At 46.1% G+C, this 23,490-nt stretch carries 22 protein-coding genes; all 22 read right to left on the bottom strand.

Annotated features, from left to right (window positions below):
* Entirely contained in the window at window positions 1-279 is a 279-nt protein-coding gene (locus tag BXO87_RS04690; protein WP_003154188.1) for a DUF503 domain-containing protein, read from the bottom strand.
* Window positions 276-2,426 carry a translation initiation factor IF-2 gene (infB, locus tag BXO87_RS04685; protein ID WP_007611462.1) on the bottom strand — a complete coding sequence of 717 codons (2,151 nt, stop codon included), beginning with the start codon at window positions 2,424-2,426 and terminating at the stop codon, window positions 276-278. Before infB ends, BXO87_RS04690 begins: the two co-directional genes overlap by 4 nt.
* Before the next feature lie 19 nt (window positions 2,427-2,445).
* On the bottom strand, window positions 2,446-2,748 hold the full coding sequence (locus BXO87_RS04680; RefSeq protein ID WP_003154192.1) for a YlxQ family RNA-binding protein: 303 nt from the start codon (window positions 2,746-2,748) through the stop codon (window positions 2,446-2,448).
* Window position 2,749: 1 nt separating this feature from the next.
* A complete protein-coding gene (gene rulR / locus BXO87_RS04675) occupies window positions 2,750-3,025 on the bottom strand; it encodes a glucose-induced regulator RulR (protein ID WP_003154193.1) in 276 nt (91 codons plus the stop codon).
* Between the two features lie 13 nt (window positions 3,026-3,038).
* Window positions 3,039-4,160: a transcription termination factor NusA gene (nusA, locus tag BXO87_RS04670; RefSeq protein WP_003154195.1), complete on the bottom strand. Its 1,122-nt coding sequence runs from the start codon at window positions 4,158-4,160 to the stop codon at window positions 3,039-3,041.
* Between the two features lie 39 nt (window positions 4,161-4,199).
* Window positions 4,200-4,670 carry a ribosome maturation factor RimP gene (rimP, locus tag BXO87_RS04665; protein WP_032874923.1) on the bottom strand — a complete coding sequence of 157 codons (471 nt, stop codon included), beginning with the start codon at window positions 4,668-4,670 and terminating at the stop codon, window positions 4,200-4,202.
* 239 nt (window positions 4,671-4,909) lie between these two features.
* Window positions 4,910-9,223, bottom strand: coding sequence for a PolC-type DNA polymerase III (locus BXO87_RS04660; RefSeq protein WP_012117566.1), 4,314 nt, complete (start codon window positions 9,221-9,223; stop codon window positions 4,910-4,912).
* A gap of 111 nt (window positions 9,224-9,334) precedes the next feature.
* On the bottom strand, window positions 9,335-11,029 hold the full coding sequence (gene proS, locus BXO87_RS04655) for a proline--tRNA ligase (RefSeq protein WP_007611460.1): 1,695 nt from the start codon (window positions 11,027-11,029) through the stop codon (window positions 9,335-9,337).
* Window positions 11,030-11,060: 31 nt separating this feature from the next.
* A complete protein-coding gene (gene rseP, locus BXO87_RS04650) occupies window positions 11,061-12,329 on the bottom strand; it encodes an RIP metalloprotease RseP (RefSeq protein ID WP_007611459.1) in 1,269 nt (422 codons plus the stop codon).
* A 6-nt stretch (window positions 12,330-12,335) separates the two neighbouring features.
* The gene (dxr, locus tag BXO87_RS04645; RefSeq protein WP_038458035.1) at window positions 12,336-13,487 is read right to left on the bottom strand and encodes a 1-deoxy-D-xylulose-5-phosphate reductoisomerase; all 1,152 of its coding nucleotides are present in this window, start codon (window positions 13,485-13,487) and stop codon (window positions 12,336-12,338) included.
* Window positions 13,488-13,542: 55 nt separating this feature from the next.
* Window positions 13,543-14,340, bottom strand: coding sequence for a phosphatidate cytidylyltransferase (locus BXO87_RS04640; RefSeq protein ID WP_007409796.1), 798 nt, complete (start codon window positions 14,338-14,340; stop codon window positions 13,543-13,545).
* Between the two features lie 3 nt (window positions 14,341-14,343).
* Window positions 14,344-15,126, bottom strand: a complete 783-nt coding sequence (locus tag BXO87_RS04635; RefSeq protein ID WP_007409795.1) for an isoprenyl transferase — start codon at window positions 15,124-15,126, stop codon at window positions 14,344-14,346.
* Window positions 15,127-15,251: 125 nt separating this feature from the next.
* Window positions 15,252-15,809, bottom strand: coding sequence for a ribosome recycling factor (gene frr / locus BXO87_RS04630; protein ID WP_003154212.1), 558 nt, complete (start codon window positions 15,807-15,809; stop codon window positions 15,252-15,254).
* 2 nt (window positions 15,810-15,811) lie between these two features.
* Complete coding sequence (gene pyrH, locus BXO87_RS04625) at window positions 15,812-16,534, bottom strand: UMP kinase (protein ID WP_003154213.1); 723 nt, start codon at window positions 16,532-16,534, stop codon at window positions 15,812-15,814.
* 145 nt (window positions 16,535-16,679) lie between these two features.
* Window positions 16,680-17,561 carry a translation elongation factor Ts gene (gene tsf / locus BXO87_RS04620; RefSeq protein ID WP_007611455.1) on the bottom strand — a complete coding sequence of 294 codons (882 nt, stop codon included), beginning with the start codon at window positions 17,559-17,561 and terminating at the stop codon, window positions 16,680-16,682.
* Window positions 17,562-17,660: 99 nt separating this feature from the next.
* Entirely contained in the window at window positions 17,661-18,401 is a 741-nt protein-coding gene (gene rpsB / locus BXO87_RS04615) for a 30S ribosomal protein S2 (RefSeq protein ID WP_007611453.1), read from the bottom strand.
* Window positions 18,402-18,544: 143 nt separating this feature from the next.
* Window positions 18,545-19,012, bottom strand: a complete 468-nt coding sequence (locus BXO87_RS04610) for a DUF6115 domain-containing protein (protein ID WP_007611451.1) — start codon at window positions 19,010-19,012, stop codon at window positions 18,545-18,547.
* Between the two features lie 27 nt (window positions 19,013-19,039).
* Window positions 19,040-19,804 (bottom strand): RNA polymerase sigma-28 factor SigD, encoded by a 765-nt coding sequence (gene sigD / locus BXO87_RS04605; protein ID WP_003154217.1) that lies wholly within the window; start codon window positions 19,802-19,804, stop codon window positions 19,040-19,042.
* A 26-nt stretch (window positions 19,805-19,830) separates the two neighbouring features.
* Entirely contained in the window at window positions 19,831-20,331 is a 501-nt protein-coding gene (gene cheD, locus BXO87_RS04600) for a chemoreceptor glutamine deamidase CheD (RefSeq protein ID WP_003154219.1), read from the bottom strand.
* Entirely contained in the window at window positions 20,328-20,957 is a 630-nt protein-coding gene (gene cheC / locus BXO87_RS04595; RefSeq protein ID WP_038458032.1) for a CheY-P phosphatase CheC, read from the bottom strand. Before cheC ends, cheD begins: the two co-directional genes overlap by 4 nt.
* A gap of 15 nt (window positions 20,958-20,972) precedes the next feature.
* Window positions 20,973-21,446: a chemotaxis protein CheW gene (gene cheW, locus BXO87_RS04590; protein WP_003154225.1), complete on the bottom strand. Its 474-nt coding sequence runs from the start codon at window positions 21,444-21,446 to the stop codon at window positions 20,973-20,975.
* A 22-nt stretch (window positions 21,447-21,468) separates the two neighbouring features.
* Window positions 21,469-23,487, bottom strand: coding sequence for a chemotaxis protein CheA (cheA, locus tag BXO87_RS04585; protein ID WP_007409792.1), 2,019 nt, complete (start codon window positions 23,485-23,487; stop codon window positions 21,469-21,471).
* Window positions 23,488-23,490: the final 3 nt, after the last annotated feature.

Below are 23,490 nucleotides of genomic sequence, written 5' to 3'. Positions count from 1 at the left end.
TTAAAACCACTCTGTTCTAGTGATCGTCCGTTCTATTTCGGGAAAGGAGTCAATAAACGCGAGTACGCGCTGGATCTCCTTTTCCGCCTGAACGTGAGAGGAGGAGACGACGGCGATTCCGAAGCTGGTCCGCTGCCAAGTGTCCTGATAGCCGATTTCTGCAGCCGACACGTTGAACTTATTCTGAACCCTCGTTATAATCCGCTTCAGAACGGCTCGTTTCTCCTTTAATGATCCCGCATCATAAATGATGCATTCACATTCCGCAAATCCGATCACTTTCTTTCGATTTCCTGCATGACATACGCTTCAATGATGTCACCTTCGCGAATGTCATTGTATTTCTTAATTGTAATACCACATTCATATCCTTGTGAAACTTCTTTCACATCATCTTTGAAGCGTTTCAGAACGTCTACTTCCCCTTCAAAGATGACCACGCCGTCACGGATCAGGCGGAGTCCGCTGTCACGTGTAATGTGGCCGTCTGTTACATATCCGCCGGCAATCGTGCCGATTTTCGACACTTTGAATGTTTGGCGCACTTCAACCTGACCGATGACTTTTTCTTCGTATTCAGGATCAAGCATTCCTTTCATCGCCGCCTCAATTTCTTCGATGACTTTGTAAATGATACGGTGAAGACGGATATCTACATTTTCAGCTTCAGCCGTGCTTTTAGCATTTCCGTCTGGGCGCACATTAAACCCGATAACGATTGCATTTGAAGCAGATGCGAGAATGATGTCTGATTCCGTAATCGCACCGACGCCTGTGTGAATGATTTTCACTTTTACGCCTTCTACTTCAATTTTTTGAAGAGCGGCTGTTAACGCTTCGGCTGAACCTTGAACGTCAGCTTTTACGATTAAATTGATGTCTTTGACATCGCCTTGTTTAATTTGTTCAAACAGATCATCGAGGCTCAGCTTCGCTTTGTCGCTGCGCTGTTCTTCCAGTTGCTTGGAAGCACGTGCTTCACCGACAGAACGGGCTGTTTTTTCGTCTTTAAAGACGAGGAATTGATCGCCAGCCTGCGGTACGTCATTTAAGCCCGTAATTTCTACAGGTGTAGACGGTCCGGCTGTTTTCACGCGGCGGCCGAGATCATTGACCATGGCCCGCACGCGGCCGAATGTATTTCCGACAACGATCGGATCTCCGACATTCAATGTTCCCGTTTGAACGAGAAGTGTCGCGACAGATCCTCTTCCTTTATCGAGCTCAGCTTCAATAACCGTTCCTTTTGCCTGACGGTTCGGATTGGCTTTCAGCTCTTCCACTTCACTGACAAGCAGAATCATTTCGACAAGCTCGTCAATTCCCTTGCCTGTAAGAGCGGACAGAGGAACGAAAATCGTTTCTCCTCCCCATGCTTCAGGAACGAGTCCGTATTCAGTCAGCTCCTGCATGACACGGTCAGGGTTCGCGCTTTCTTTATCCACTTTATTCACGGCAACGATAATCGGAACCTCAGCCGCTTTCGCATGGTTGATGGCTTCGACTGTTTGCGGCATAACGCCGTCATCAGCCGCTACGACTAAAATGGTAATATCAGTTACTTCCGCACCGCGCGCACGCATTGTTGTGAACGCCGCGTGTCCCGGAGTATCTAGGAACGTGATTTTTTTGCCGTTTTCTTCGATCTGGTAAGCCCCGATATGCTGGGTGATTCCGCCGGCTTCACCTTCAACAACTTTTGTTTTTCTGATGCTGTCAAGGAGGGTCGTTTTCCCGTGGTCAACGTGGCCCATGATCGTCACGACAGGCGGACGGATTTGAAGATCTTCTTCTTTGTCAGCCTCTTCATATTTTTCAAGCTCAGTTTCTTCAAGCACAATCACTTCTTCTGTTTCTACACCGTATTCAGATGCGATCAGTTCGATTGTGTCTTTGTCAAGCTCCTGGTTAATGGTAGCCATTACGCCAAGAAGCATCAGTTTTTTAATGAGTTCAGACGGTTCTTTGCCAAGTTCTTCGGCTAAGGCCCCGACTGTTAAAGAGCCGGAAAACGTAATTTTCTCAGGAAGCTCTTTTTTCGGTTTCAGCGGTTTTTGCTGATACTGATTTTTGTTGTTATGATTGCGTTTGTTTTTGTTTTTGTTGTTGTTGTTATTCTTCTTGTTTTTGTTAAATTGATTATTCTGCACGTCATTCTTCTTTCCGTCTCGAATTTTGTTTGGTTGATTCCCAGCAGGCTGCTGATTAATCCCTTGCGGCTTGTTTTTGTTCGTTTCCGCAGGCTTCTGAGATGTAACGCCGGCGCCGCCTTTTTTAAATTTCGCATCAAGCTGCTTAATGGTCTTTTCTTCAAGCATTGCCATATGGTTATTTACTACTATATCCATGTTTTTCAGCGCAGTCAAAATTTCCTTGCTTGAAACATTGATGGCTTTTGCATATTCGTAAACTCTCATTTTAGCCATTCGTTCACCCCCAAAAATATTAATCGAGCAAGCTGATCAGCTTATTCGCAAAACCTTGGTCAGTGACGGCGACAACGACACGTGATTCCTTGCCGATAGAGCGGCCGAGATCCGCGCGGCTTTCGACTTTTTTATAAGGCACTTTATAATAATTGCATTTATCGGATACTTTTTTTGCAGTATTCGCAGATGCATCTTCTGTCAGCAGAACAAGTTTTGCACGCGCATTTCTAATTTCTTTTATAACCAAGTCCTCGCCCGACACGACCTTACGAGCTCGATTGGCCAGACCCAGCAAGGGAAACCATTCCATTCCAGACATGTTATTTTTTCACCTTTTCCGCCAGTTCCAGCAATTCTTCGAAAATCTGGTCATCGATTTGTGATTGAAATTGATTTTGCAATGTGTTTTTCTTTTTCGCAGCTAAGATGCATTCTTTCTCAAGGGTGATATAGGCACCCCGCCCGTTCTTCTTTCCGGTCGGATCGACTGAAATCTCTCCTTCTTTAGAACGGACAATTCGGATCAGTTCCTTTTTAGGCTTCATTTCCCCCGTTACCACGCATTTGCGCAGAGGAATTTTTTTTCGCTTATTCACCTAAAGTCACCTCTTATTCATCCGATTCGGCTGTTTCAGGCTCCATAAAGAGCGGCTCTAAATCGTCATCTTCTTCATGCTCTCTCGGATAGATGCCAAGGTCTCTTGCATCCGTTTCACTTTTGATATCGATTTTCCAGCCTGTCAGTTTCGCGGCTAAGCGGGCGTTTTGCCCTCTTTTTCCGATTGCCAGAGAAAGCTGGTAATCAGGAACGATGACAGTCGTGGCTTTTTCTTCTTCGCTGACGATGACATCCAGCACTTTAGACGGGCTGAGCGCATTGGCAACAAATTCAACCGGATCATCAGACCAGTTAACGATATCAATTTTTTCGCCTTTCAGTTCATTGACGATCGCCTGCACGCGCTGGCCTTTAGGACCGACGCATGAACCGACCGGATCAACGTCAGGGTCATCAGTGCGGACGGAGATTTTAGAGCGGTCGCCCGCTTCTCTGGCAACGGATTTCAGTTCGACCGTTCCGTCATAAATTTCCGGCACTTCGATTTCAAAAAGACGCTTCAACAGACCAGGATGCGTTCTTGATACATAGATCTGCGGCCCTTTTGTCGTTTTTTCGACTTTTGTGATAAATACTTTAATCCGATCGTGCGGTTTATAGCTCTCATTCGGCATTTGTTCATTGACGGGCAGCAGCGCTTCAATCTTGCCGAGAGACACGTAAATAAACTTGCTGTCTAAGCGCTGTACAATTCCCGTCATGATGTCTTCTTCACGATCGATAAATTCTGAGTAAATCACGCCGCGCTCAGCTTCACGGACACGCTGCGTCACCACTTGTTTCGCCGTCTGCGCAGCAATGCGGCCGAAGTCTTTCGGCGTTACTTCTATTTCAACGACATCTCCGACAAGGTAGTTCGGATGGATGTGCTGGGCGTCGTCAAGCGAGATTTCAAGTCTTGAATCGTATACCTCGTCTACGACATCCTTTCTTGCGAACACGCGGATCGTGCCCGTCTCACGGTTCAGATCGACCCGTACGTTTTGCGCCTGGTTAAAATTTCGCTTGTACGCGGAAATTAAGGCAGCTTCAATTGCTTCGATGATAATGTCTTTACTGATGCCTTTTTCTTTTTCAAGAATAGTGAGAGCATCTAATAGTTCACTGCTCATGTTAGCGGTCTCCCCCCTTAAACACTAATACTTCATTCATTAAAATGTTACAGCTAATCTTGCGTTAGCTATTTTTTCATACGGAATATTGACCCGTTTCTTTCTTGTTTTGACCGTCATCTCTATTGTAACAGTTTGTCCATCGAATTCAGCCAATTTGCCTTCAAACACTTTTAAACCGTCAATCGGTTCGTACGTTTTCATGTACACATTTTTGCCCAGTGATTTTTCGAAGTCGGCTTTTTTCTTTAATGGACGCTCGGCTCCAGGAGAAGATACTTCAAGAAAGTAGTTCTGGGTGATCGGATCGGCCTCATCCAGCTTTTCGCTTAACGCTTCGCTGACTTTGGCGCACTCCTCAATATCAACACCGTTCTCGGAATCAATAAACACGCGAAGGAACCAGTTTTGACCCTCTTTGACAAATTCAATGTCTACGAGTTCAAGCTGAAGGTCATCCAGTATGGGCTGAGCCATTACTTGAACGGTATCAGTCACTTTTTTGCTCATGTTTTTCCTCCTTGTGCTGTCGATATCATATCAGCCGTTCCTCTGCATAAAAACCCTGCTTCTAAAGAGCAGGGGCATTGAGAAAACGATGGACATGTCGAGGCAAAATTGCCTGTTCAATACAAAAGAGCGGGTTTCCCCACTCTTTGCCTCGGTAATCGTTAGCATTTCCAATAAAACTATACCATAACCATATATTTAATGCAAATCAAACTCCGCTCGGAGGCTGTGCACAAAGTTTAAAACAGAGACAGCTGATTTTGGTCCGGAAGCGACTCAAGACAGCCGTGACGGTCTAAATACTCTAAAATGGTTTTTGACACTTTTCCGCGTTTTTGAAGATCCTCTTTTGAAAGGAACTCCCCTTCTTTCCGCGCTTTCACAATATTGAGAGCGGCGTTGGTTCCGAGTCCCGGAATTGAGTTGAACGGCGGGATGAGACTGTTGCCGTCAATGATAAATTCCGAAGCGCTCGAACGGTATAGATCGACCTTCTGGAAGGAATAGCCGCGCTCACACATTTCAAGCGCAAGCTCTAACACGGTAAGAAGGTTTTTCTCCTTCGGCGAAGCATCAAGCCCTTTAGAGCTGATATCATCCATCACCGCTCTGATGGCGGTCGAGCCTTTAATCATTGTATCAATGTCAAAGTCATCTGCGCGGACGGTAAAATACGCAGCATAATATAAAAGCGCGTGATGCACTTTAAAATAGGCAATCCGCACCGCCATCAGCACGTATGCGGCGGCGTGGGCTTTCGGGAACATGTATTTGATTTTTTTGCATGAATCAATATACCAGTTCGGCACATTGTTCTTTTTCATTTCTTCTTCCCATTCCGGCGTCAGGCCTTTGCCTTTACGGACGAATTCCATGATTTTGAAGGCCAGTGAAGGCTCAAGGCCCTGATAGATCAAGTAAACCATAATGTCATCACGGCAGCCGATCACTTCGCTCAGTTCACACGTATTGTTGTGTATCAGTTCCTGCGCATTGCCGAGCCATACGTCCGTTCCGTGAGAAAGCCCGGAAATCTGGACAAGCTCGGAGAACGTCGTCGGCTTCGTATCCTCAAGCATCTGCCGCACAAATCGCGTCCCGAATTCAGGAATGCCGAGCGTCCCCGTTTTACAGCCGATCTGCTCTTCAGTAACGCCGAGCGATTCTGTGCCTTGGAAAATCTTCATAACTTCCGGATCATCTGTCGGAATCGTCTTCGGATCAATCCCGCTTAAATCCTGAAGCATCCGGATGACTGTCGGATCATCGTGCCCCAATATATCAAGCTTCAGCAGGTTGTCATGAATGGAGTGGAAGTCAAAATGAGTCGTTTTCCATTCAGACCCCGTCGCATCTGCCGGGAATTGTATCGGGGAAAAATCGTAAATATCCATGTAATCCGGGACAACGATAATCCCCCCCGGGTGCTGGCCGGTCGTTCTCTTAACGCCGGTGCAGCCTTGCACCAGACGGTCGATCTCCGCGCCGCGCATGTGTAGGTTGTGATCGCCCGCATAGCCTTTCACATATCCGTAAGCCGTCTTTTCCGCGACGGTGCCAATCGTTCCCGCGCGATACACGTTATCTTCACCGAACAATACTTTCGTGTAGTTATGGGCATGGGGCTGGTACTCACCTGAGAAGTTCAAGTCGATATCGGGTACTTTGTCACCTTTAAAGCCTAAGAACGTTTCAAACGGGATATCATGTCCGTCCTTTTTCAAAGGTGTGCCGCAAGACGGGCAGCTTTTATCCGGAAGGTCAAAACCGGAACCGACTGATCCGTCATTAAAGAATTCGGAATATCGGCAGCTCGGGCACACGTAGTGCGGAGCGAGCGGGTTCACTTCAGTGATTTCCGTTAAGGTCGCCACAAGCGATGAACCGACGGACCCCCGGGAGCCGACGAGATAACCGTCATCCAGAGACCGTTTTACAAGCTTATGAGAGATGAGATAAATAACGGCGAATCCATGACCGATGATACTTTTTAATTCTTTTTCTATTCTCGCTTCCACAATTTCGGGAAGCTCTTCACCGTAAATGCTTCTGGCGCGCTGATAGCTCATTTCACGGATTTCTTCATCAGCCCCGTCAATTTTCGGCGTGTACAGATCGTCTTTGATCGGTTTGATCTCATCGATCATCGAAGCGACTTTCTGCGTATTGTCAACCACGATTTCTTTCGCTTTTTCCGCACCGAGGAAGGAGAAGGCCTCCAGCATTTCATCTGTCGTTCTGAAGTGCACTTTAGGCAGTTCGTGTCTGTTTAACGGGTTGGCGCCGCCTTGGGAAGATATTAAGATCTTCCGGTAAATTTTATCCTCATCGTTTAAATAGTGGACATTTCCCGTAGCCACGACCGGCTTATTCAATTTTTCTCCGAGCTTCGTGATGTTGGCGATGATTTCTTTCAGCGCTTTTTCATCCCGGACGAGCTCAAGCTGCAGAAGGTGTCTGTATACTTCCGGCGGCTGCACTTCAAGATAATCATAGAAGGATGCGATATCTTCAACCTCTTCAGGAGATTTTTGCATCATGCCTTCAAAGACCTCACCCCTGTCACAGGCAGAGCCGATTAACAGACCTTCTCTGTATTTATTAAGCTGCGACCTCGGAATGCGCGGCACTCTGTAGAAATATTGAATATGAGAAATGGACACGAGCTTAAACAGATTTTTAAGGCCGGTCTCATTCACGGCAAGCAATGTAGCGTGATAAGGTCTTGATCTCTGATAAGCATTGGATTGTCCCATATTCTCATTCAGCTGATCATGATAAAAAATGTCTTTTTCAGCGGCATCTTTGAGCATTTTCAACAGCAGGTAGCCTGTTGCTTCAGCGTCAAAGACCGCACGGTGATGCTGGGTTAATTCGATATCAAACTTCTTACATAACGTATTTAAGCGGTGATTTTTAAACTCAGGATACAGGAAACGCGCGAGTTCCAGCGTATCAATGACCGGATTTTTTGCTTTTTCCGTTTTCAAAAGACGCTTGTACGCCACATTTAAAAATCCCATATCAAAGCTGGCGTTATGAGCCACAAGCACGTCATCGCCGATCCATTCTTTAAAATCCCGCACGACGTCAACGACATCGGGAGCGTCGCGGACCATGTCATCCGTAATACCGGTAAGTTCGATCGTCGTTGCTGACAGCGGATGGTGCGGATTGGCGAACGCTTCGAATTTATCGATGATTTCTCCGCCTCTTATTTTGACTGCGGCAAGCTCAATGATGGTGTCATACACTGCGGACAGACCTGTCGTTTCAACGTCAAAGACGACGTATGTGTCTTCTTCCAGTAGACGGTGAGCTGGATTGTATGCGATCGGAACGCCGTCATCTACGATATTGGCTTCCATTCCGTAAATCATTTTAATGCCGTGTTTTTTCGCGGCGGAATAGGCATCCGGGAAAGACTGCACAACGGCATGATCAGTTAACGCAATCGCTTCATGTCCCCATTTTTTCGCCTGTTCGACAAGCTTTCCGATGCCCGTTACAGCATCCATTTGGCTCATCGGAGAATGCAGATGAAGCTCAACCCGTTTTTCGCCTTCAGGAGCGGTGTCTTCACGGGTTTTGGCTTTTATTTCATTCACGTCATTTGCAATCATGACGAGGTCTCTGACGAATGTATCGTTTTGAATGCTTCCCCGCGCCTTCACCCACATGCCTTTTTTCAGCGTTTTCATCAAAGCGGCGTCTTCTTTTTCTCTGGCGAACATTTTTACTAAAATGCTGTTTGTATAGTCCGTGATTTTGAAAATGCAGAGCGTGCGTCCGCTTTTCAGCTCGCGTGTTTCAGCATCAAACACAAACCCCTGCACCGTAATTCTTCTTTCTTCATCCATGATGCTGTCAAGCGTCCGGATTTCTTCGTTCTCTTTAATTTGATAGCCGATGACAAGCGGTCCGGACGGTGCCTGATCCTCATCGCCCTCTTTTTCCTTCTTCTCCATCTCGATAAGCGCCTGCATCGCCCGCTCCTGATCTTCAGCAAGCTTTTGCTCGCGGAATTTCTGGACTTCTTGGTCAGATACGAAAATTTCGGTATCCAGCTGCAGTTCCGGAAAGCCGAATTGGCGGTAGCTGTGCTGAATCAGCGCGCTGTATTTATTTTTGAGCGCAGATGCTTCTGTATCTGTTTTTGTTTTCACGATCAGTTTGTTTCCCTTGAGCTTCGGCTTCTGCTGATTCAAAAGAGCCACCATCGGCGGCGAGGTTCCTTCAAGCTCTTCAATACAGCGTGTCCAATAATCCTGTACAAGCTCCTCTGTCACTGTAGGGTCGATGACCTGAACAGATGATGTGACACGGGCGATGTGAGCAAACGATTGTGTTAACCTCATCATGAATGAATCATATATTTGATACGGCAAAAGAGCCTTAAAGCGAAATTGGAAATGCCAGGCTTTTTCTGCTTTATGGATTGTCAGTTTATCAATCTCTCCGTCTTCAAAGTATGTCATGAAGGTATCATCTGTCATATTAAGCTGCTGCAGAAGAATCTGAAACTGTCTTCTGTTTACTGATAACTGTTCCATTCAGACAGTATCCCTCCCTTAAAACATCATAAGTGAAGGTACCTCCGCAGGTGATGAGGTACCTTCTTTTTTCTCTATTTTAACATGATTTTGTATGATTCGTTATGGTGATTACTTCGTCTTGATAAATTCAGAAAGCTCATCCACTGAAACTTCGGCAGATTCACCGGTTTTGCGGATTTTCACTTCTACGATGCCTTCATCGGCACGTTTTCCGACAGTGATGCGGATCGGAAGGCCGATCAGATCAGAATCAGCAAACTTCACGCCTGCGCGTTCAGCGCGGTCATCGTATAATACCTCATAACCTTCCGCCTGGAATTTGCCGTAAAGCTGTTCAGCAAGCTCTTTTTGCGCTTCGTTTTTCATATTCAGCGCCAAAATATGAAGATCATACGGAGCAACGCTTTTCGGCCAGATCAAACCTTTTTCGTCGTGATGCTGTTCAGCGATGGCTGAAAGCGTTCTGGACACGCCGATTCCGTAACATCCCATCAGCATCGGCTGCGCACGCCCGTTTTCATCAAGGTATGTCGCATTCATCGCTTCAGAGTAACGCGTGCCGAGTTTAAAGACTTGTCCGACCTCAATCCCTTCAGCGAAACGGATCGTGCCTTTTCCGTCAGGTGACGGATCGCCTTCCTGAATGATTCGAAGATCGGCATATGCTTTTACTGACGCGTCACGTTCGATGTTTACGTTTCGGTAATGACGGTCTTTTTCATTCGCACCGCTAACGGCGTTTACCATTACTTTTACGGCTTGGTCGGCATAAATCTCAATGTCGCCGGCAGCGCCGATCGGCCCCGCAAATCCCGGCTCCGTGCCAAGTTTCTCTGCTACTTCTTCATGAGACGCAAGTTCAACCACTTCCGCGTTCAGAAGGTTTTTCACTTTCACGTCATTGACCTCATGATCGCCTCTTACTAACACGAGAACAAATCGGTCATCCGCTTTAAACAGCATTGATTTGATGCAGGCGCTCGGCTCGATCTGCAAGAACGAAGCAAGCTCTTCAATGCTTTTGACATTCGGCGTATCAATTTTCTCCAATGCCTCGGGTGTTTCATCTGACGGCTCGCTGTTCATGACAACTTCCGCCATTTCCGTATTGGCTGCGTAAGAGGATCCATCGGAATAAGCGATGGTATCTTCCCCTATTTCAGAAAGAGCCATAAATTCATGCGTGTCTTTTCCGCCCATCGCGCCCGAGTCGGCAATAACGGGACGGACGTTTAATTCACAGCGTGCGAAAATGCTGCTGTATGCGCCGTACATGTTTTGGTATGTTTCCTCCAGACTTTCTTCAGAAGCATGGAAAGAATACGCATCTTTCATGATGAATTCGCGTCCGCGCAATAACCCGAAACGCGGGCGTTTTTCATCTCTGAATTTAGACTGGATCTGGTAAAGAGTGAGCGGCAGACGCTTATAAGATTTCACCTCATCGCGCACGAGAGAAGTAATGACTTCTTCATGTGTCGCGCCTAAAGCAAATTCACGGCCGTGGCGGTCTTTCAAACGCATTAATTCAGGCCCGTACGTATACCACCTGCCTGATTCCTGCCATGTTTCAGCCTGCTGAAGGGCCGGCATCAGCATTTCCACCGCGTTGATTTTTTCCATTTCTTCACGCACGATCTTCTGAATGTTTTGAATAACCCTGTAAGCCAGGGGCATGTAACTGTAAACCCCGCTCGTATTTTGTCTGATAAATCCCGCTCTCAGCAGAAGCTTATGGCTTTTTGCTTCAGCATCAGCCGGCACTTCTCTCAGGGTCGGAATAAGCGTCAAACTTTGTCTCATGTCTTCGCACCTCTGATTTTTTACTAGTCAATTATAAGAATAAACGCTGGATATCGTTCCATGTGACAACCAGCATAAGAAGCATTAAGAAAGCTACGCCGATAAATACGACAAATGCTTCCTTGTCACGGTTTATCGGCTTGCCGCGGATTGCTTCAATGAATAAAAACAGCAGCCGCCCGCCGTCAAGCGCCGGTATCGGCAGCAGGTTGACAATTCCCAGGTTGATGCTTAAAAACGCCGCAAACTGGAATAGGTTGATAATACCGGTTTTTGCAACTTGATCCGTCATATCATAAATGCCGACAGGACCCGAAAGCATATCAAGCTTAAACTGGCCTGTCACAAGTTTGCTCAGATTGGTCAGAATCGCTTTTGTGACATCAACGGTAGATGTCGCGCCGTAGGCGATCGCTGCAAGCGCGCCTTTTTCAGTCGGCGCATAAGAGCCGAAGCGGCCGATTGTTTTTTTATTTTCATCTTTTACAGCTTCAGGTGTAACCGAGATATGAAACGATTTGCCATCCCGTTTGACGGCGACATCGATTTTTTTTCCGGGATTTTCTTTTACCGCTGTCACGATGTCTGTCCATGACCTCATTTTTTCACCGTTAATGCTCTGGATATAGTCGCCTTCTTTTAAACCGGCAGCCGCTGCGCGTCCATTGTCTGTCAGCTTCCCGAGCTCAGGCTGATTCGAAGGCACGCCTTGAATGAATCCAAGCATGACGAGAATGACATACGCTAAGATGAAGTTCATTATCGGACCGGCAGCAATCGCTTTAATCCGCTTCCATACGGGTTTAGACCCGAATTGTCGATTGTAAGGCGCAATCTGCACTTCTTCTCCGTCTACGATAAAAAAGGAGGTCTGACTGACAGTAAAGCCCGCCAGTTCATCTTCTTTCCCCTGCTCGTACCCGGTAATCTTCATTTCGTGCTCAAGATCAGCCGTCTCCACCTCGATAATTAAAGCGTCGGGATATTTTTCCTTTTGATTAATGATGACTTTTTCCACTTCGTCATCTTTATTAAAAAGAAGCCCGACAGTATAACCGGGTTTGACTTCGATCATCTCCGGGTCTTCACCGGCCATGCGGACGAACCCGCCGACCGGAAGGAGTCTGATCGTATACACGGTTTCATTCTTTTTAAATGAAAAGATTTTAGGGCCGAAGCCGATCGCAAATTCACGGCAAAGGATTCCCGCTCTTTGGGCGAGCAATAAATGCCCCAGCTCATGGAAAAAAACGAGCGTTCCGAAAATAATAATAAACGCGATAACTGTATTCACGAACATACCACCTTATGTGAGTATTGAATTAACGTATCCCCGGGTGTCTTTGTCCACTTCTTGGATATCCGCAAGACTCGGATCCTGAATTACGCTGTGGCGGTCCAATGCTTTTTCAATCAGGTCCTCAATCGATAAGAATGAAATCCGTCCGGCAAGAAAAGCGGCAACGGCTTCTTCGTTGGCCGCATTTAAAACCGTCGGCATTGTTCCCCCTATTTTACCTGATTCAAAGGCAAATTGTAAGCAGCGGAACCTTTCAAAGTCAGCTTTCGCAAAATGGAGGCTTCCGATCTCCCATAATTCAAGCCTTTTTGTTTCAGGCAGAGGCAGCCGGTCCGGATATGTCAGCGCATATTGAATCGGCACCCTCATGTCCGGATTTCCGAGCTGGGCGATGACGCTTCTGTCGTGAAATTCAACCATCGAATGAATGATGCTCTCCTTATGTAATACAACGTCAATCTGTTCATACGGAATGTCAAACAGCCAATGCGCCTCAATGACTTCAAGTCCTTTATTCATCATTGTAGCCGAATCAATCGTAATTTTTGCGCCCATCGACCAGTTCGGGTGGTTAAGGGCGTCGGCAATCGTTACAGACTCAAGCTCCTGCCGCGTTTTATCTCTGAAACTGCCGCCGGATGCCGTAATGATCAGGCGCTCGATATTTTTGCTCTGTTCGCCTTGCAACGCTTGAAAAATAGCGGAATGTTCGCTGTCGACCGGAAGAAGAGGAACACCGTATCGTTTTGCGTGTCCTTTCACTATATGCCCGGCAGTGACGAGAGTTTCCTTATTTGCAAGCGCAATTGCTTTTTTCTGTTCAATCGCTTTCAAAGTCGGGATTAAACCGACGCTTCCAAGCAGCGCATTGACCACGATATCCACTTCGTCCATGACTGCCGCTTCAATCAGGCCTTCTTCTCCGATGCCGATTTGACATTCATGAGAAAAAGACGCTTCTTTCACTTTTTGGTATGTATCCATGTCGCCGACTGCTACATATTTCGGCTGAAACGTTCTGATCAACGGGATCGCTTTCTCGGCGTTTTTACCGAAAGTCATCGAGACGAGACGGAACTGATCTTGATGCATGCGCAATACGTCTAACGTCTGCTCCCCTATTGATCCTGTTGCTCCTAAAAGACAAATATTCTTCAAAATGCCACTCCCATTCTATGCGTCCAGATCGGTCTTATTTTCATATTAGCCTTTCTCATGAAAAAAGCGCAAGCAGAAAGTATAAGAACGGCATGACAAACAAAAAGCTGTCAAATCGATCTAAAATGCCGCCGTGCCCGGGAAGGATTTTCCCCGAATCCTTCACATCATAGTGCCGCTTAAGCGCTGATTCAACCAAATCCCCGATCTGTCCGAACACAGACAGAACAAGCGTGATGACCAAAAGAACCGGGTATGAAATCGGAAGGTGCGCAAACAGCTGAAAAACAGCCGTAAAAATAAGGGCGATGACAATACCGCCGAGAAACCCTTCCACTGTTTTGTTGGGACTGATTTCGGGCCACAGCTTCCGCTTCCCGAGCGACTTTCCGACGAAATACGCGCCTGAGTCCGTTGACCATATGACAACGCAGGCATAAAAGATATACAAAAGCCCGTTTGTTTCAATGTTTCTGATTTCAATAAAATAATGAAAACACAGTCCGATATATACCGTCGCGAGAACGATAAACCCGACTTCGTCAAACGTAAAGGTGTTTTTCACGAGCACCGTATAGCTGAGCAGAATCAATACAGCGAAAATCGTTACTTCCATTTTCGCATCAAAAAAATGATACTTGTCCGGCATCATATACAGCCATAACAACAAGAGGCTGATCAGACCCGGAAAAGAAAAAAATCTGAGCTTTTTCATCCGCAAAAGCTCAAAAAGCGCTATACTTCCCATCACGTAAACAAATACGGTGAACGGCAATCCTCCGAAAATAACCAAAAATAAAAATAGTGCCGCTGCCAGAACACCTGTTAACAATCTTTGTTTCATTTCCACCATCCTCTAAATTCCGCCAAACCTCCGGCCCCGCTGCTGAAATTCTCCCACTGCCTGCAGAAAGTGATCTTCTTTAAAATCGGGCCACAGGACATCTGTAAAAACAAATTCACTGTAAGCCACCTGCCAAAGCATAAAGTTGCTCAATCTGATTTCTCCGCTCGTTCTGATGAGCAGCTCCGGGTCCTGGAGTGATTCTGTCATTAAATGCCCGGAAAAGAGCGCTTCATCAATGTCTTCGATATTCAGCGTGCCGCTTTTCACCTGTTCAGCCAGGGCTTTTGCCGCATTGACGATTTCCGTGCGTCCGCCGTAGTTCAAAGCGAAATTGAGAATCAGCCCGTCATTTTGTTCTGTATCTTTTACGGCCTTCTCAATCGCCCTGTACGTATGAGAAGGGAGCGCGGATTCATCTCCGATAATTTTCACCTGTACATTTTCCTCTATTAATTCAGGAAGATACGTATTCAGGAACTCTTCCGGAAGCTTCATCAAAAAGTCGACTTCCATCTTCGGGCGCTTCCAGTTCTCCGTTGAAAACGCATAAAGAGTCAGAACTTTAACGCCGAGCTGACTTGCGAGCTTTGTCACCCTTTTTACCACTTTCATTCCTTCATGATGTCCTGCAATCCGAGGGAGTGAGCGCTTCTTCGCCCAGCGTCCGTTTCCGTCCATAATAATGGCAATGTGTGCGGGAATTTCACCCTTCAGTATGTCTTCTTTTGTATACCGTTCTAAGTTGGAAGCCGCATTCTGCTGATTCTTCCAATTTTTGAGTATGTTGAGCATGAGATTCCTCCGTCACCCAAAAAGGTTGCGTTGCTGATGATCAATGTAATCAACAGTATTAACAAAAAAACCCCCTGTAAACATGAGAGGGTCTTTTCACATTATCTATTGTACATAGTTTTTCATTAAACTTCCATGATTTCTTTTTCTTTGTCCTTTGTGACACTGTCAATTTTTGACACATATTCATCTGTCAGCTTTTGAACGTCTTCACTGGAAGCACGAAGCTCGTCTTCTGTAATGTCTCCGTTTTTCTCAAGTTTTTTGAGGTCATCGTTGCTGTCACGGCGGACATTACGGACTGCTACTTTCGCTTCTTCCGCGTATTTTTTCACGACTTTGACAAGTTCTTTACGTCTTTCTTCCGTCAGAGCCGGGATCGCGATGCGGATAATTGTGCCGTCACTTGTCGGCGTTACGCCAAGATCAGCTTTCAGGATCGCTTTTTCAATATCGCCGATTGCCGTTTTGTCATACGGTGTGACAACAAGCATACGCGCTTCAGGCACATTGATGGAAGACAGCTGGTTTAAAGGTGTTTGGGCACCGTAGTATTCTACTGTCACTTTATCCAATAGAGATGGGTTGGCACGTCCTGCGCGGACTGACGCCAATTCGCGTGAATAAGCGGCAACCGCTTTTTCCATGCGTTCTTTTGTTTGTGTTAATACTTCGTTTGACAACGTTATTTCCCCCTTACGATCGTTCCGATTGATTCGCCGATTACGGCACGCTTAATATTTCCTTCTTCCATAATAGAAAAGACGATCAGCGGAATATCATTATCCATACATAGTGAAGAAGCCGTAGAATCCATGACTTCCAGCCCGTCTTTTAACACATCGAGATAAGATAATTTTTCGTATTTAACGGCTGACTCATCTTTTCTCGGATCAGCATTATACACACCGTCGACATTATTTTTCGCCATTAAGATCACGTCCGCTTCGATTTCAGCGGCACGCAGCGCTGCGGTTGTGTCCGTAGAGAAATAAGGGTTTCCTGTTCCCGCGGCAAAAATAACAACGCGTTTTTTCTCCAGGTGGCGGATGGCTTTTCTTCTGATGTAAGGCTCAGCGACCTGACGCATTTCAATTGATGTCTGCACTCTGGACTGAATTCCGAGCGTTTCCAGGCTGTCCTGCAGGGCAAGTGAGTTCATGACAGTAGCAAGCATGCCCATATAATCGGCCGTCGCACGGTCCATTCCTAAGTCACTGCCCGTTTTTCCGCGCCATAAGTTGCCGCCGCCTACGACTACGGCCACTTCGACGTCAAGCTCAGCGATTTCTTTTACCTGTTTAGCGATGGATTGGATGACAGTCGGATTAATGCCGTTTCCCTGCTCTCCTGCCAATGCTTCTCCGCTAAGCTTTAAAACGATACGATTGTATTTTGGTTTTTCCATAATAACCTCCAAGTGTAAACATTGCCGTTTCCTATTATGCAAGAGAAAAAAAGGTTTGTAAATATAGTTTTAAAAATAGGGAACACAAGTAGTGTCCCCTATACTGCCTGAAAAGCCGCGAAAGATTCGCCAAGGCTTTCCGCCATTATTTTTTCACTTGGTTCATAACTTCTTCAGCAAAGTTTTCTTGGCGTTTTTCAATACCTTCTCCAACTTCGTAGCGGACGTAAGTTTTAACAGATGCGTTTTTCGCAGCCACAACTTGTTTCACTTTTTCGTCTGGGTTTTTAACGAAAGCTTGGTCTAATAAGCAAATTTCTTCGAAGAATTTGTTCAGACGGCCTTCAACCATTTTAGCTACGATGTTTTCCGGTTTGCCTTCTTGAAGAGCTTGCTGAGTCAGAATCTGACGCTCATGGTTTGCTTCTTCTTCAGACACTTGGTCGCGGGAAATGTAACGAGGATTTACCGCTGCAACATGCATCGCGATGTCTTTTGCAAGATCCTCGTCAGTTGTTCCGCTAAGAACGGATAATACGCCGATGCGACCTCCCATGTGAAGGTAAGCACCGAACGCTTCGCTGTCTTCTTTTGAAATAACAGCAAAACGGCGAAGAGTGATTTTCTCTCCGATTTTAGCAACGTTGCTTGTGATGTATTCTTCAACAGTAGAACCGTTTTCCATCTTTTGACCCATCGCTTCTTCAAGATCAGCAGGAGCGTTTGCAAGAAGGTGGTCAGCAAGCGTGTTCAGAAGCTCTTTGAAGCCTTCGTTTTTCGCAACGAAATCAGTTTCAGAGTTTACTTCTAAGATAACGCCTTTGTTGCCGTCAGTTTTAATAAGAGTAGAACCTTCAGCAGCGATACGGTCAGCTTTTTTAGCCGCTTTCGCAATTCCTTTTTCTCTCAGAAGGTCGATTGCTTTGTCCATATCTCCGTCAGTTTCAGTCAATGCTTTTTTACAGTCCATCATACCAGCGCCTGTTTTTTGACGCAGTTCTTTTACCTGCTGTGCAGTAATAGCCATTTGAATTCCTCCTTATATGTGTAAACAAGATATGTATAGATACATTTTTCTTGAAAAAAGGTGATAAAAGGCAGTCCCTCTTATCACCTTTTGATTAGGTTACGCAGTTGTCGTTTCTGTTTCAGGTGCAGTCTCTTCAGCAGCTTCCGCTTCTTCTTCGCCTTGCTTCGCTTCAAGAATAGCATCTGCCATTTTAGAAGTAAGAAGTTTGACAGCGCGGATTGCGTCATCGTTTGCAGGGATTACGACATCAATTTCATCAGGATCACAGTTTGTATCTACGATTCCGATGATAGGAATGTTCAATTTGTGAGCTTCCGCAACAGCGATGCGCTCTTTGCGAGGATCGATGATGAATAATGCATCAGGAAGATCCTTCATGTCTTTAATTCCGCCGAGGAATTTTTCAAGACGCTCTAATTCTTTTTTCAATTGAACAACTTCTTTTTTCGGAAGTACTTCAAATGTACCGTTTTCTTGCATTTTCTCGATGTCTTTCAGACGCTTAATGCGTTTTTGGATTGTTTCGAAGTTTGTCAGTGTACCGCCCAACCAGCGTTGGTTGACATAGTACATGCCAGAGCGTACAGCTTCTTCTTTAACAGAATCCTGAGCTTGTTTTTTTGTGCCGACGAAAAGGATTTTTCCGCCTTCAGCAGCAAGGTTTTTCGTGAAGTTGTAAGCTTCCTCTACTTTTTTCACTGTTTTTTGAAGGTCAATGATGTAGATTCCGTTACGCTCCGTGAAAATGTAACGCTTCATTTTTGGGTTCCAGCGGCGTGTTTGGTGGCCGAAGTGAACACCAGCTTCAAGCAATTGTTTCATAGAAATAACTGACATGTGATTTCCTCCTAATAAAATGGTTTTTTTCCTCCGCTTAGGTCATTTTTGTGCAGAACTGCCGTTTGCAGCACCCTCTGCATAAATCGTTAAGCGTGTGTATTTAACACCAAGACATAATATAACACAGCTTTATGCGACAATCAAGAATCCTTTACAGCTTTGCCGCGAAATTTTAAAAACAGCTCGATTTCTGTCTTTCCGCTCTGCATCCGTTTGGCGATTTCCGCGGGGGTGAGCCCTTGTTCATATAATTCTGAAACACGTTCTTCAAACGAATGCGCGCCCCTGTTTTCGTCACTTTCAGCCCGTTCCGTTGCACTGATAAGCTTTTCCATGTGGTCCGGAATATCAGGCTCTTCTTTCGGTTCCGGCCGGGGTTCGGCGTCTTCTGCGTCCGGCGCTTGACGGCTTTTTGCGTCTTCGAGTCTTTCATTTTCTTCTTTCAGCTCAAGCAGAAACGCTGCAAGGGTGTTTTCCGTCTCTTCAAGAATCTTCTTCTGCTGGCGCTCCGTCTCTTTGAGGGCTGAAAACCTCGTGTACAGAATAATGACGGCATAAAGCAGTACGCCGTGAAGCACAAAGCTTAAAAGCCATAATAGTGTTGACATGTTTTTCACTCGCTAACCATGAGTTCATTATTGAATTACTTTTTCAAGCAGGTGCTTTAATTTAAACAGCGCCTTTGAATGAATCTGTGAAATCCGCGACGTCGAAAGGTTCAGGACTTGTCCGATTTCGGTCAAAGTCAGTTCTTCTTTATAGAATAAACTGACGACAAGCTGCTCTTTTTCAGAGAGCTCGTGAATTTTGCCCGCAAGCTGAGCGATCAGCTCGTCCTTCATGATTTTTTCTTCCGGCGGCACATTTTTGTCATCTCTGATCATCACTTGAATATTCTCACCGTCATCCTGGTCGTGAAGCTTTTCATCAATGGATAAGAGATTGGCAAAAAACCCTTCATTCATCGTTGATACTACGTCCTGCTCCGTCATCCCCAGCTCTTCTGCGATCTCTGAAGGCGTCACATTCCGAAGGTAGCGCTGTTCAAGTTTTTCGATCGCCGCTTCGACTTTTTTTGTCTTCTCCCGTGAAGTTCTGGGCAGCCAATCTTCTTTACGCAGCCCGTCGATGATTGCACCGCGAATTCTAAACGAGGCATAGGTATCAAATTTTAAATCCCGGCCGGGGTCAAATTTTTCCAGGGCATCATATAAACCAAGCATACCAAGGCTCATTAGATCGTCTTTATGCACCGATTTCGGCAGTCCGACGGAAATTCTGCCGACATGATATGTGACCAGCGGCATGTAACGGCGCATTAAATCATCACCGGCTTTAGGATCTTTCCACTCTTTCCAGCGCGACCAAAGCACCTGATCTTCATAATTCAAGGATTGCATTGTTATCCCCCTACCTCATACCTTTATTAAATCGTTGTTTCACCTTGTTTAACAGTTCGAATGTGCAGCATGCAGGACTTTGGCTCAAATTCAATCGTCCGGCCGCTTGAGCCGCCCGTATCTTCACTGATGACCGGAATGTTATACAATGAAAGCTGCTCTTTGATGGCCGCTACATTCCTCGGACCGATTTTCATCAGGTCGTTCGTCATTTTAAACTTAAACATCTCCGCTCCCCCGGCGAGCTTTGCCTTCAGGGCAAACTTGCGGCAGCCGGCTTTCAAAAGCATATCAATCGTCATCTTAACGGCGGTGTCCGCGTATTTTGCACGGTTGAGCTCCGCAGTTTTTGATAAACCGGAGTCCGGCAGCATGACGTGAACGAGTCCTGCCGTTTGTTTGTCTTTATCGTATAAAACCAGCCCTACGCATGAACCGAGTCCCGAGGTTCGGATTTTATCCGGGTAACGCGCGACTTGAACATCCGCAATCCCCACTTTAACGACTGCGGCTTCCGCACGGCTCATAAAGCCGCACCCAATGAGATGAAGAGCTTTTCAAAAGAATCATAGTCCGGGAGCATAAACATGTGAGCTTTGAGCTCCTGCCGGCTGCCCTGGTCAAAAATAGAAGTATCCACGACAATGGCATGCTCTCCGACTTGGCTGAGCTCCATCAGCCCTTCACTGATAACCGCGCCGAACATATCAAGTGAGATTTCCGGCACGCTCGGGTAAATCTCAAGTTTTGTCAAATCAGCCAATGCCGTTAAATAGGAACCTGCTAAAATATTGCCGAACTCATGTAAAGCAGAAGAACTCAAATGATCTTCGCCCAACTGGTCAATATCAAAATCCGGATTTCCGATCAGCTCTCTGATAAACTGTTCCGCCTGATGGAAAGGCATGATGAGAAAGATAGAGCCGGTCATGTCGCCTTCCATTCTTAAAAAGATACTGGCGACCGGCGTTTCAGCCCCGCCGAAAAAATCAGCGAGCTCATCAAATGTCAATAAAGTCGCAAACGGCACTTCCATGTCTATCTTTCTGTTCAGCAGCTGAGCCATTGCAGAAGCCGAGTGACCCGCCCCGATATTTCCGACTTCCCGCAAAATATCCATCTGCTCTTCTTTGATCGCTTCAAACTTACTCATGTTGTCTTTTCCCCTTTAAGCATTAGGCTCTCCGGACGCAGATGCCGAAGCACCTTTATCCAGCACCGCATGCGCATCGATAATATTGAGGAGCCTGTTATCTTGCTTAACGATCTGTTTAATCCACACATCCGTTTCCTTTGTCTGGCTTTCAGGCGCGGATTCGATTTCATTTTCATGCACGGTGATGACGTCATTGGCCTCATCCACGACCCATCCGACATCAGCGTCACGGTAAGAAATGATGATAATCCGAGTCTCTTCTGTGATGTCCTGTTCAGGCTGATTCAGACGTTTTCTTAAATCAAGAACCGGGGTAATCACTCCGCGCAGATTGATAACGCCGCGGATATAAGATTCCACACCCGGGACCCTCGTCGGCTTTTGCCACTTTTCAATTGATTTCACCTGGGAAACTGAGATAGCGTATTCTTTCCCGTTTATCATAAACACAATCATTTTTTCACCTGTTTTGATTTCAGCAGTCATGCGGGCACCTCCTCGTGTCGTTTTAGTAGATCAGCGCATTGCAATCAATAATCAGCGCCACTTCTCCGTTTCCGAGAATCGTAGCGCCGGAAATCGCAAAGACGTTCGTTAAATAGTCGCCGAGTGATTTCAGTACGACTTCCTGCTGTCCGATAAAAGAGTCCACGACAAAAGCAGTGGATTTATCGCCCTTTTTCACAACGATTACATGGAACTGATCGGCATCCTGTTTTGAATCCGTAATGCCGAATTCTTTTTTCAGATAGACGATCGGAACGATTTGGCCTCTGAAATCAATCACTTCTCTGTCATGCGTCTGCAGGATATCTTTCTTATCAATAACAGCCGTCTCTATAATAGAAGAAATCGGTATCGCAAACGTCTCTTCTTCCAGTTTTATGAGAAGAACGGATATAATTGAAAGTGTCAGCGGAAGCTGGATACTGAAAAGAGAACCTTGGCCTTCCGCGGATTTGACACTGACAGAGCCGCCGAGTGATTCGAGTTTATTTTTTACGACATCCAGGCCGACGCCCCGCCCTGAAATGTCAGAAATTTGATCGGCAGTCGAGAAGCCCGGAGCAAAAATAAGCTCGTAAATCTCATTATCTTCAAGCGTTTCAGCATCACGTTCGGTGATTACACTCCGCTCGAGCGCTTTTTCAAGAATTTTCTTTCTGTTCAGGCCGGCCCCGTCATCTTCAACCTCAATAAAGACGTGGTTGCCGCTGTGATATGCCTTAAGCACGACATGGCCAGATTCCGGTTTTCCTTTATTCACCCGCACTTCAGGCGATTCAATGCCGTGATCGATGCTGTTTCTGATTAAATGGACAAGCGGATCGCCGATTTCATCAATCACCGTGCGGTCCAGCTCCGTTTCAGCTCCGATGATGGACAATTCGATCTTCTTGTTTAATTCCTTTTGAAGCTGGCGGATCATTCTCGGGAAACGATTAAAGACGGTTTCTACCGGCACCATCCGCATATTAAGAATAATAGACTGAAGGTCGCCCGAGATTCTGGTCAGGCGTTCAACGGTTTCAGTCAGCTCATTGTGGTCAAGCTCCTTGGCGATCTGCTCAAGACGTCCGCGGTCGATGACAAGTTCTTCAAAAAGGTTCATTGAAGAATCCAGTCTTTCAATGTTGACGCGAATCGTTTTCGAGCCGCTGTGATGCTTCGGCTGTTCTTCCGTTTTCGCTTGCGGCTTAGGCTGTTTCTCAGCCTTTTTAACCGGAGCTTCCTTCACCGGTTCAGCCGCTTGCGGTTTTTCGGCCGTTTTTAACGGCGCACCGGCAGAAATTTCGACATTCTCCACTTCCGAAATGCCGCTGATGAGTTCTTTAATTTCTTCAGCAGGCTGCTTTGTCAAGAAACACACCTGAAAATCCGTTCCGAAATCTTCCGTCTCAAGCACTTCCGCGGCGGGTATCGTTTTTGCGACTTCCCCGGCTTCATTCAGCTTTTCAAATATCATGTACACGCGCACGGCTTTGAGCATACAGCTTTCATTCAAGGAAACCGTTATTTCATAGCGGCTGAATCCTTGCTCTTCCGCCTCTTCAATAACAGTCCGTTCGAACTCATCATAATTCCATTCAGTTGAAGCCTGTTGTTTTGAAGCCGGCGGTTCTGCTGTTTCGGCTGAAGCCGCAGTCTCATGCACCGCATTTACGTCGAGCTTCGCACTCACTTCAGAAATATCACGTTTGCCGTCTCCACCGTCAATAATGGACTGCACCATCTCTTCAAGATGATCAAGCGCTTCAAACAGCACGTCCAGCCAATCCGATGTAACGGGCATTTCTCCATTGCGGATAGCGTCCAGCACATTTTCCATCAGGTGGGTTAAATGCGCCAGATCTGTATATCCCATCGTTGCGCTCATGCCTTTCAGCGTATGGGCAGCTCTGAAGATGTCATGCACAAGCTGAAGGTCTGCCGGATCTTTTTCCAACAGCAGCAGCTTTTCGTTACATGTCTGTAAGTGCTCTTTACTTTCATCAATAAAGACATCTAAATATTGATTCATATCCAATTG

The sequence above is a fragment of the Bacillus sp. GZB genome (assembly GCF_001975995.1).
Classification (GTDB): Bacteria; Bacillota; Bacilli; order Bacillales; family Bacillaceae; genus Bacillus; species Bacillus velezensis.
Note: the sequence above shows the minus strand (reverse complement) of the source record. Positions and strands in the feature narration are given on the sequence as shown.